Annotated in this window: 12 protein-coding genes; 5 read left to right on the forward strand and 7 right to left on the reverse strand. The window is 75.0% G+C overall.

Translation table 11 applies throughout. From position 1 onward, the window contains the following. The coding region (locus ACIQOV_RS12375) for a GNAT family N-acetyltransferase (RefSeq protein ID WP_401047866.1) at positions 1-295 on the forward strand (295 nt) is incomplete at its 5' end. Between the two features lie 10 nt (positions 296-305). Beyond that, positions 306-692, forward strand: a complete 387-nt coding sequence (locus tag ACIQOV_RS12380; RefSeq protein ID WP_401047868.1) for a VOC family protein — start codon at positions 306-308, stop codon at positions 690-692. A gap of 15 nt (positions 693-707) precedes the next feature. Here ACIQOV_RS12380 and ACIQOV_RS12385 read toward each other — a convergent pair whose 3' ends face one another. After that, a complete protein-coding gene (locus tag ACIQOV_RS12385; RefSeq protein WP_401047872.1) occupies positions 708-1,301 on the reverse strand; it encodes a maleylpyruvate isomerase N-terminal domain-containing protein in 594 nt (197 codons plus the stop codon). Between the two features lie 124 nt (positions 1,302-1,425). Beyond that, entirely contained in the window at positions 1,426-2,208 is a 783-nt protein-coding gene (locus ACIQOV_RS12390; RefSeq protein ID WP_401047874.1) for a dioxygenase, read from the reverse strand. A 117-nt stretch (positions 2,209-2,325) separates the two neighbouring features. On the opposite strand from ACIQOV_RS12390, the gene ACIQOV_RS12395 reads away from it, so the two are divergent. From ACIQOV_RS12395 to ACIQOV_RS12405, 3 genes are all read left to right on the forward strand, one after another. Next, positions 2,326-2,790, forward strand: coding sequence for a MarR family transcriptional regulator (locus ACIQOV_RS12395; RefSeq protein ID WP_359900199.1), 465 nt, complete (start codon positions 2,326-2,328; stop codon positions 2,788-2,790). Positions 2,791-3,021: 231 nt separating this feature from the next. Next, positions 3,022-3,483, forward strand: coding sequence for a molybdopterin-dependent oxidoreductase (locus ACIQOV_RS12400; RefSeq protein ID WP_359900154.1), 462 nt, complete (start codon positions 3,022-3,024; stop codon positions 3,481-3,483). Positions 3,484-3,602: 119 nt separating this feature from the next. Next, positions 3,603-4,121, forward strand: coding sequence for a GNAT family N-acetyltransferase (locus ACIQOV_RS12405; protein ID WP_387692815.1), 519 nt, complete (start codon positions 3,603-3,605; stop codon positions 4,119-4,121). 50 nt (positions 4,122-4,171) lie between these two features. Here ACIQOV_RS12405 and ACIQOV_RS12410 read toward each other — a convergent pair whose 3' ends face one another. From ACIQOV_RS12410 to ACIQOV_RS12430, 5 genes are all read right to left on the reverse strand, one after another. Beyond that, a complete protein-coding gene (locus ACIQOV_RS12410) occupies positions 4,172-5,188 on the reverse strand; it encodes a LacI family DNA-binding transcriptional regulator (RefSeq protein ID WP_401047878.1) in 1,017 nt (338 codons plus the stop codon). Between the two features lie 99 nt (positions 5,189-5,287). Next, positions 5,288-6,040: a GNAT family N-acetyltransferase gene (locus ACIQOV_RS12415; RefSeq protein WP_359900162.1), complete on the reverse strand. Its 753-nt coding sequence runs from the start codon at positions 6,038-6,040 to the stop codon at positions 5,288-5,290. A 77-nt stretch (positions 6,041-6,117) separates the two neighbouring features. Next, a complete protein-coding gene (locus tag ACIQOV_RS12420) occupies positions 6,118-7,212 on the reverse strand; it encodes a WD40/YVTN/BNR-like repeat-containing protein (RefSeq protein WP_401047881.1) in 1,095 nt (364 codons plus the stop codon). Positions 7,213-7,455: 243 nt separating this feature from the next. After that, entirely contained in the window at positions 7,456-8,898 is a 1,443-nt protein-coding gene (locus tag ACIQOV_RS12425) for a dihydrolipoyl dehydrogenase family protein (protein ID WP_401047883.1), read from the reverse strand. Positions 8,899-9,119: 221 nt separating this feature from the next. Then, complete coding sequence (locus ACIQOV_RS12430) at positions 9,120-9,854, reverse strand: alpha/beta fold hydrolase (protein ID WP_401047886.1); 735 nt, start codon at positions 9,852-9,854, stop codon at positions 9,120-9,122. Positions 9,855-9,918 lie beyond the last annotated feature (64 nt).

Below are 9,918 nucleotides of genomic sequence, written 5' to 3' on the forward strand. Positions count from 1 at the left end.
GATTCTCGTTCCAAGGGCTGTGCCGGTGCGCGGCCCTTTCATGTCGTGCTCCACACCCGCTCCACGTCGAAGCCGCGCCGCCCGCCCCCTCACCACCTGGGCCTTCGCCACCTTCGCCGAGGACGGTCTGCGCCGGATCGACCTGCTCCATGCGGGCGACAACCACGCCTCCTGCCGGGTCGCGGAGAAGAGTGGCTACGCCTTCACGGAGATCGTCCCGGCCTTCCCGCCGTACCCGCTGGACGGGCACCGGCACTCCCGGAAAAGGCTGGACGAAATCGAACGGTGCAGGTGAGAGTGGACGCATGGCTTCTCTGGTACGACATGTGACGATCGACTGCGCAGACCCGCACGCCCTGGCCGCCTTCTGGGCCCGGGCGCTGGAGGGCACCCTGGGCGAGGACGACAACCCCGGTGACGACGAGGCGCTGGTGGACTCCGCCGGCGCCTCGCTGCTCTTCATCCGGGTGCCCGAGGGCAAGTCGGTGAAGAACCGGACCCACCTCGACCTCCAGCCGCAGGACCGCGGCCGGGACGAGGAGGTGGAGCGCCTGGTCGCCCTGGGCGCCACCGTGCTGGCCGACCACCGCACCCCGGACGGCAAGGGCTGGGTCACCCTGGCCGACCCCGAGGGCAACGAGTTCTGCGTCGAGCGCAGCGAGGCCGAGCGGGTCGCGACCGGGGCCGCCTGACCGGTCGGACCGGCCTCAGCCCGGCCACTCGCCCACGGCCGCCCGCCAGATCCACGAGGACTTGCGCGGGCGGCCGTTCAGTTCCCCTCGCCCGGTGCACCAGAGCAGGACCTCCGCCGGGTGGGCGGCCGGCTCCTGCGGCGCGTGCGGGAAGAGCCGGTCGAGCACGAGGCGGCACAGCTCGGCGGGCGGCCGCCAGGGCAGGCCGAGGCCGCTGGTGATGTCGTGGGTGTGCAGCAGGGTCTCGGCGACGCCCATGGCGGCGAAGCCGGACGGATCGCAGGGCCCGTGGTGGTAGGCGCGCAGCTCGGGCGGGGCGGCGTCCAGGGCGGTGGCGAGGAGCTGCCCGGCGGCGGTGACCACGGTGAGCACCCGGGCCGGGTCGGCCTCGGGCCGGACGGTGAGGTCCAGCGGCAGGTAGCGGTCCCGGGGGCGGGCGGCGAGCTGGCCGGCGTAGGCGAGCAGGTCGTGGGCGATGTGGGCGGCGGTGTCGCGGCAGCTCCACTCCAGGAGCCCGGCGGGCAGGTCCCAGTCGCGGTCCGCGGTGTGCGGGGCGAGGGCCGCCAGCGAGGCTTCCAGGGCGGTTCGTACGGCGTCGCCGTTGCGCATGATCACTCCTTCGACGGAGCGTCACACGATAAACCAGGCAGCGGGGTCAGGGCAGCCCGGGTGCACCGGCGGGCGCCCCGCCGGCCGTTCCTCGTGCGGAACCCCGGGAGGTCCCGCACGAGGTTCAGCCCAGCTGGATCGAGCGCTTGGCCAGGCCCATCCAGAATCCGTCGATGACGCTGCGCTGGCTGTCCAGGTCGCCCTCGCCGGCGCCGAGGGTGACGAACAGCGGGGCGAAGTGCTCGGTGCGGGGGTGGGCGAGGCGTCCGGCCGGGGCCTTGTGCTCGAAGTCGAGCAGTGCGTCCAGGTCGTGGGCCTCCAGGGCGCGCCGGCCCCAGTCGTCGAACTCGGCCATCACCGAGGTGATCCGGCCGTCGTTGCTGAGCGCCCGGAGGTTGTGGGTGAAGAAGCCGCTGCCGACGATCAGCACGCCCTCGTCGCGGAGCGGGGCGAGCTTGCGGCCGATCTCCATCAGCCGCTGCGGGTCGAGGGTGGGCAGCGAGACCTGGAGCACCGGGACGTCGGCGTCCGGGTACATCTCCACCAGCGGGACGTATGCGCCGTGGTCGAGTCCGCGCTCGGGGATGTCCTGGACGGGCGTGCCGGGGGCGCGCAGCAGCTTGCGCACGCGTTCGGCGAGTTCCGGTGCGCCGGGGGCGGCGTACTGGACCCGGTAGTAGTGCTCGGGGAAGCCCCAGAAGTCGTACACCAGCGGGACGGTGGTGACGGCGCCGAGGGCGAGCGGGGCCTCCTCCCAGTGGGCGGAGACCATGAGGACCGCCTTGGGCCGGGGCAGGTCGGCGGACCAGGCGGCCAGTTCGCCCGGCCAGACCGGGTCGTCGGCCAGCGGCGGCGCGCCGTGCGACAGGTACAGGGCGGGCATGCGCTCGGGGGCCGCGGTGCTCATGGCGTCCTCCTCGGGACCGTTCGACAGTGGTAGTTCAAATTTGAACCGTCCATGGGATCGACGGTACACCTTCGTTCGAATTTGAACAACAGGAGTAGGCTTCACCCCATGTCCTCACTGAACGAACCCCGCTGGCTGGACCCGGACGAGGCGGCCGCCTGGCGGGGCTTCGTCGTCGCGAGCAACCTGCTGAACCGGCGGCTGGAACGCCAGCTCAAGGAGGACTCTGGGCTCTCCCACCAGCAGTACGAGATCCTGGTGCACCTGTCCGCGGCCCCCGGCGGCTCGCTGCGGATGACCGAACTCGCCGACAAGCTGGTCACCTCCAAGAGCGGCCTGACCTACCAGGTCACCCAGCTGGAGCGGGCCGGCCTGGTCGCCCGCCGCTCCTGTCCCAGCGACGTGCGCGGCGTCATCGCCGAACTCACCGACCAGGGGCGGGAGGCGCTGCGCCAGGCCGCGCCCGGACACGTCGCCCTGGTGCGCGAGCTGCTGATCGACGTGCTCACCCGCGAGCAGCTCGCCGTGCTCGCCGAGGGTCTCGGCACGGTCAGTGCCCGGCTGCGCCTGGAGGACGCCTAGCCTGCCGCGGGACCCGGTCGTCCGCCGTCCGCCCTGTCCGCCCTCCGCCCCGTCCGCCGTCCGCCGCAGTTCGACGGCGACTGATCGCAGATTCCGGCGGTACAGGGGGTTCGCCATCGCAATTGCGGATGAATGGCGGCATCCATCCTGGCAGTTGCGAATGCCCGAGCGGCCCCTCGGGTAGTCCTCCTCGCGGGCCGCGGTGCCGTGGCCCGCGAGGAGGGAGCACCCATGACCCCGGCGAGACCCACCGTCCGACTCCACGGCCACCTCGACCGCCCCGCCGAGCTGACGGTGGCGCAACTGCGCGCCCTCCCCGCCCGCCGGGTCGAGGTCGGTTTCGACTGCCGGAGCGCGGGCGAGCAGCGCCACGGCTACGAGGGCCCGACACTGCTGGACGTGCTGCGCGCCGCCCGCCCGCGGATCGACTTCTCCGGCCGCAAGCAGCGGCTGCGCTTCCTGCTCTCGGTGGCCGGCGCCGACGGCCACCGGGCGGTGGTTTCCTGGGCCGAGATCGACCCGGACTTCGGCGGCCAGCAGATCCTGCTCGCCACCAGCATGGACGGCGCCCCGCTGGACGCGGCCGGCCCGCAGCTCGTCGTCCCCGACGACCGCTGCGGCGCCCGCTACGTCAGCTCCGTCACCGCCGTCTGGCTCGGCCCTCTCGGCGACCCGGCGCCCCCCGCGGCCTGACGCCCGGCCGCCCATCCCACGGGCCCTGCCGCCCCGGCCCGGCGGCCGCACGCCGGAAGGGCCGGACGGCGGTCCGAAAACACTCGCCGGAGCCGGGTTTCCGTGCCAACATGCCCCATATGGGGACGATTCTTCACGGCACCTTGGTCACGCTCCGCCCGGCCACCGGCGAGGACATCCCGGCGTTGGCGGCCATCCGCGGCACGCCCGAGGTGTTCTCCCGCTGGCGGGGCGGCGACGACCTGGCCGGCGAGGTCGCCAACGACCTGGAATCGCCCGGCACCGAGACCTTCGCGATCGACCTCGGCGGCAAGGTGGTCGGTGCCATCCAGTGGTACGCCAACAACGACGACGAGTACCGGCACGCCGGGATGGACCTCTACCTCGATCCGACGGTGCACGGCCTGGGCCTGGGCACCGACGCCGTGCGCACGATGGCCAGGCACCTGGTGCACGACCACCACTACCACCGGCTGGTGATCGACCCGGCGGAGGACAACCTCGCCGCGATCCGCTGCTACACCAAGGTCGGCTTCCGCACCGTCGGCACCATGCGCCAGTACGAGCGCGGCCCGGACGGCACCTGGCACGACAACCTGCTGATGGACCTGCTCGCGGACGAACTGCTCGAAGGCTGAGCGGCCCCGGATCCTCTCGCCGTCGGCCTGCGCCCCCGGCGCCCCGGGGGTCAGGCCGGCGGGCAGCCGCAGGAGCGCCGGACCACCAGCTGGGCCGGGAAGGTGCGGGCGCCCCGGGCGCGGCGCTCCGGCCCGCCGAGGACGAGTTCCAGCGCGGCGCGGGCCATCTCGTCCTGCGCCGTGGTGACGGTGGTCAGGGCGGGCCCGGCGATCACCGCCTCGGCGATGTCGTCGAAGCCGGCCACCGCGAGGTCCTCCGGCACCCGGATGCCGAGGTCGTCGGCGGCCCGCAGCAGGCCGATCGCCTGGTCGTCCGTCGTGCAGAACACGGCGGACGGCCGGTCGGGCCGGGCGAGCAGGGCGAGCGCCTCGGCGTGCGCCCGGACCCGGTCGAACGGGGCCGGGACGAGCCGCCCGTCGACGGGCAGCCCGGCCTCCTCCAGCGCGGCGGCCCAGCCGGCCGTCCGCCCGGTGACCGGGTCGTGCGGGCTGAGCGCGAGGGTGCCGCCGAAGCAGTGCACCTCGGCGTGGCCGTGCCCGAGCAGGTGGCGGACCACCTCGCGGGCGCCGCCCTCGTCGTCCGCGACCACGGCGACGCCGCCGATGCTCTCCGCCCGGTGGTGCAGCAGCACGACGGGGGTGCCGTCGGCCACGTCGAAGCCGGTCAGCCCGGGGGTGGCCGGGTCCTGGGTGACCAGGATCAGACCGTCCACCTGCATCCCGAGGAAGGCGCGGATGTAGTGGGCCTCGCGTTCGTCGGCGTAGTCGGAGTTGCCGATCAGCAGCAGCCGGCCGTGCTCGGCGGCGGCCTGCTCGACGGCGTGCGCGAGCCCGGCGAAGAACGGCTGGCGGGCGTCCGGCACGACCATCCCGAGCAGGTCGGTCCGCCGTCGGGCCATCGCCTGGGCGACCCGGTTCGGCCGGTAGCCGAGCTCCTCGACCGCCGCGAGCACCCGCGCCCGGGTCGCCGCCGCCACCGGCCGCGGCCCGTCGTTGATCACATAACTCACGACCGCCGTGGACGTCCCCGCCACCCGCGCCACATCGTCCCGTGTCACCCTCGCCATGACCGTTGAGCCTACACAGCCCCTGCGACCAGCCTGTTTGCCGAGTCTTCGGCCGGCGTCCGGCCGCCCCGATCGGCCCCGTGCCGGCACAAGTGCCAGTTAGGCCGCGTCGGGCACGACCACCGTGAGCGAGGTCTCCTGGAGCAGGAAGCCCAGCGACTCGTAGAGCCGGCGGGCCGGGTTGCCCTCGGACACCACGAGGGTCACGTCGGCGAGCCCGCGTGCGGCGGCGTCCCCGACGGTGCGGCGCAGCAGGTCGGCGCCGAGGCCGCGGTAGCCGCGCTCCGGGTGGCGGAAGACGTCGGCGATCCACGGCCGGCCGTCGCGGTCGGTGAGGATCAGCCCGGCGACCACGCGGTCCTCGGCGTCCACCGCCAGCAGGCTGGACGGCAGCACCGGGCCGATGACCTTCCCTTCGAGCAGCAGGCCGAGCCGCTCGGCCAGCACCTGGGCCTTCTCACCCGGGTAGAAGTCGACGTGGCCGGGGTGGAACGCGCCCCGCCAGGCCTCGTACAGCTCCTCGGGCGCGCGGTCGCAGGGCACCGTCCGCAGGCCCTCGCGCAGCGGCGTCCCGGCCCAGTCGGCGGGCGGGGGATCGGCGCGCAGGTCGCGGCGGAAGGTGTGGGCGTGCCGCAGCACCCGCGCGCCGTGCGTCACCAGCTCCTGCCCGAGCGCGGGAGGGCCGGAGACCACCCAGCCGGGCAGCTCGGCCCGGATGAACCCGGCGGCGTCCACCGATCCGTCCAGGACCTCCAGCAGGTCGGCCCAGGGCCGCCCCTCCCGCTCGTCCAGCAGGTAGCGCAGCACCGGCTCGCCGTCGGCACCGCGCCTGACCACCCAGTCCTCGGCCATGGCCCACCCCACAATCGTGCGATCGTTCGTCGGCGGCCCATGCTCACCGAGGCCCGGCCGTCCGGCAACCGGTTATTTCAGGCCACCACCGCGGCCCGGACGCAGAGCACGTCCGGCAGGTGGGAGAGCAGCAGCGACCAGCTCTCGCCCTCGTCCCGGCTGCCGTACACCTCGCCGGTCCGGTTGCCGAAGTAGATGCCCGCCGGGTCGGCGTCGTCGGTGCGCAGGGCGTCGCGCAGCACGATGCCGTAGTGGTCCTCGCCGGGCAGGCCCTGGGCGAGCTGCTGCCAGCTGGTGCCGCCGTCGGTGGTGCGGAAGACCCGGCAGCGGCGGCCGGGCGGGATGCGGTCGTCCGAGCCGCCGAGCGGGAAGAGGTAGGCGGTGCCGGCCCGGCGCGGGTGGGCGGCCACGGCGAAGCCGAACTCGGCGGGCAGCCCGTCCACGATCGAGCGCCAGCCGGCGCCCCAGTCGTCGCTGCGGTAGACGCCGCCGTGGTTCTGGAGGTAGAGCCGGTCCGGGTGGACGGGGTCCTGGGCGATCTTGTGCACGCACTGGCCGAACTCGGGGTACTGGCCCTCCTCCGGGAGGAACTCGGCGCGCAGGCCGGTGTTGGAGGGCTGCCAGCTGTCGCCGCCGTCCTTGCTGCGGTAGACGCCGCCGCTGGAGACGGCGACCAGCAGCCGCTGCGGGTCGCGCGGGTCGGTCAGGATGGTGTGCAGGCCCTGGCCGCCGTACCCGGCGCCCCACTGCGACCGCTGCGGGTGGTTCCAGAGCGGCTCGACCAGCGCGAAGCTCTCGCCGCCGTCGGTGGAGCGGAACAGCGCGGCCGGTTCGGTGCCCGCGTAGACGACGCCGGGGGCCTCCGCCCCGGCGGGCTGGAGCTGCCAGACCCGGGTGAGCGAGGCGCCGGTGGACTCGGGGAAGCGGATGGCCGGCCGCGGCGGCTCGTACCAGCCGGCGCCGAGGTCGTCGGAGCGCCAGACCGAGGGGCCCCAGTGGCTGCTGTCGGCGCCGACCAGCACTCTGGTCCGGCCGTCGCGGCGGTCGATGGAGACCGAGTAGATCGCGTTCATCGGGAAGTGCGGCCCGCTGAACTCCCACGTCAGCCGGTCGCGGCTGCGGCCGAGAAAGAGGCCCTTCTCGGTTCCGACGGCCAACAGCACCTCGGTCATGCCTCACACCACCTGGTCATGTGCACGGCCCCCCGGGACGGCCCCTCCGACCGCCAGTGTCCCGCCGACCACCGGCGGCCACATCTCGCCGCGCCGGTCACCCGGGAGGCCGACACGAACGAGGGCCGTCCGGGGGCCCGCGGGAGCGCCGGCCGCCCGGGTTGCCCCGCCCGCGGGAGCGCCGGCCGCCCGGGTTGCCCCGCCCGCGGGAGCGCCGCCCGCCCGCCCGCGGACCGTAGGTCGCTACCCCCGGCAGTCCTCCAGCAGCCGCAGCCAGACCTCGCTGATCGTCGGGTACGAGGGCACCGCGTGCCAGAGCCGGTCGATCGGCACCTCGCCGACCACCGCGACGGTGGCCGAGTGCAGCAGTTCGGCCACCCCGGGGCCGACCAGGCAGGCGCCGACGAGCACCTTCCGGTCCAGGTCGAAGACCACCCGGGCCCGGCCGCGGTAGTCGTCGCCGTAGAGCGAGGCCCCGGCGACGGAGCCGATCTCGTGGTCGACGGTCTTCACCCGCAGCCCGGCCGCCTCGGCGGCGGCCCGAGTCAGACCGACGGCGGCGACCTCCGGCTGGGTGAACACCACCTGGGGCGCGCCCGCGAGGTCGGCGGACGCGGCGTGCGCGCCCCAGCGCGAGGTGTCCAGCGGGAGCCCCTGGGCGCGGGCGGCGATCGCCGCGCCGGTGATCCGGGCCTGGTACTTGCCCTGGTGGGTGAGCAGCGCCCGGTGGTTGACGTCCCCGGCGGCGTAGAGCCACTCGCCGTCCACACCGAGCACCGTGCAGCTGTCGTCCACCTCCAGCCAGTCGCCCGGCTTCAGGCCGACCTGCTCCAGCCCGACGTCGGCGGTGCGCGGGGCCCGGCCGGTCGCGTACAGCACCTGGTCGACGGTCAGCGTCCCGCCGCCGTCGAGGGCGAGGGTCACCGGCCCGGAGCCGTCCGCCCGCTCCAGCGCGGTGACCTCGGTGCCGAAGCGGAGGTCGACCCCGGCGGCCCGCAGGCCCTCCGCGACCAGCTCGCCCGCGAACGGCTCCATCCTCGGCAGCAGTCCGTCACCGCGCACCAGCAGCGTCACCTCGGAGCCGAGCGCCCGCCAGGCGGCGGCCATCTCCACCCCGACCACCCCGCCACCGACCACGGCCAGCCGCCCGGGGACGGTCTGCGAGCCGGTGGCCTCCCGGTTGGTCCACGGGTGGGCCTCGGCGAGCCCCGGCACGTGCGCGGGCAGCACCGGGCGGCTGCCGGTGCACACCACGACGGCGTGCCGGGCGGTGAGCACCCGCTCGCTGCCGTCCTCGGCCTCCACCGTCACCGTCCGCTCCCCGGCCAGCCGGCCGTGGCCGCGGACCAGCTCGATGCCGGTGTCCCGCAGCCACCGCACCTGGCCGTCGTCCTTCCAGCCGGAGGCGAAGGAGTTCCGCCGGGCCAGCACCGCGGCCGGGTCCAGCCGTCGGCCGTCGACCGCCTCCCGGGAGCCGGCCACCGCGCGGGCGTCGGCCAGCGCGGCCACCGGCCGCAGCAGCGCCTTGCTGGGCATGCAGGCCCAGTACGAGCACTCGCCGCCGACCAGCTCGGCCTCCACGATCACGGTGCTCAGCCCTGCGGCGACCGTCCGGTCGGCCACGTTCTCGCCGGTCGGACCGGCTCCCAGGACGATGACGTCGTACTCCTCGGCGGTGCTGGTCATGCCCTGTCCTCCGTCGTCTCGATGGCCACCCCGGTCCGCACGGCGGGGATGACGGGCGTGTGCTCGCTCCTCGCTCGGGTACGGCGTGGGCCCCATCCTGCCGGTCCGGGCGCGGTTGCGCGACGGTCGGACACGCCGAGGGCGCCGTGGGGCACACCGCTGGGCGCGGACGGGACGGCCCGTCGGCCCGGCGCGGGACGGAAGGGGCCGGGCCGACGGGCTCAGAGCGCGGCCAGCTCCGCCAGCAGGGCCGCCGTGTCGGCCGGACGGGAGAACATCGGCCAGTGCCCGGTGGGCAGTTCGCGCAGCTCCCAGTTCGGCCCGGACATCCCGGCGAAGTACGGGTGCCCGGCGGCGATCAGCTCGCGCACCTGGGAGAGCGGGAAGGAGCAGGAGACCAGCGCCTGCGGCAGCGCGGCCCCGGCGCCGGTCAGCCGCAGCCGGTCCCGGAACGCCCCGGCCGGCTGCGCGGTGGCCCGGGAGCGGATGCGCGCGAGGGCGGCCCCGTCCAGCCCCGCCACGCTGGCGCCGTGCTCGGCCAGGTACTCCCAGGAGGGCATCGGGAGACGGCCGTCGACCAGCGAGGCCTCGGCCGTCCGCCGGTAGTCGGGCTCCCAGAGGTCCTGGACCGCGGAGCCGTCGATCAGCGGGCCGCTGTCCAGGTAGACCACCCGGTGGATCCGCTCCGGCATCCGGTCCGCGAGCCCGCCCACCGGGGCGCAGGCGCCGCTGTGCGCGACCAGGACGACGTCCGACAGGTCCTCCCGGACCAGCAGTGCGGCGAGGTCGGCGATGTGGTCCTCCAGCCCGAACTCGCCCGTCTCGACGGCGCGTTCGGCCACCCCGGGCAGGCTGACGGCGTACACGCGGTGCCCGGCCGCGCGCAGCGGCGCGGCCACCTCGTCCCAGGCCCAGGCGCCGATCCAGAATCCGGGGACCAGTACGAACGTGCTCATGGGGATCACTCCTTCGTCGGTGGGGATGCCGGGGGAGGCCTCGACGGGCCGGAGGCGTCGAGGG

Origin of the sequence: Kitasatospora sp. NPDC091257 (genome assembly GCF_044757675.1) — a bacterium.
Taxonomy (GTDB): Bacteria; Actinomycetota; Actinomycetes; order Streptomycetales; family Streptomycetaceae; genus Kitasatospora; species Kitasatospora lactacystinica.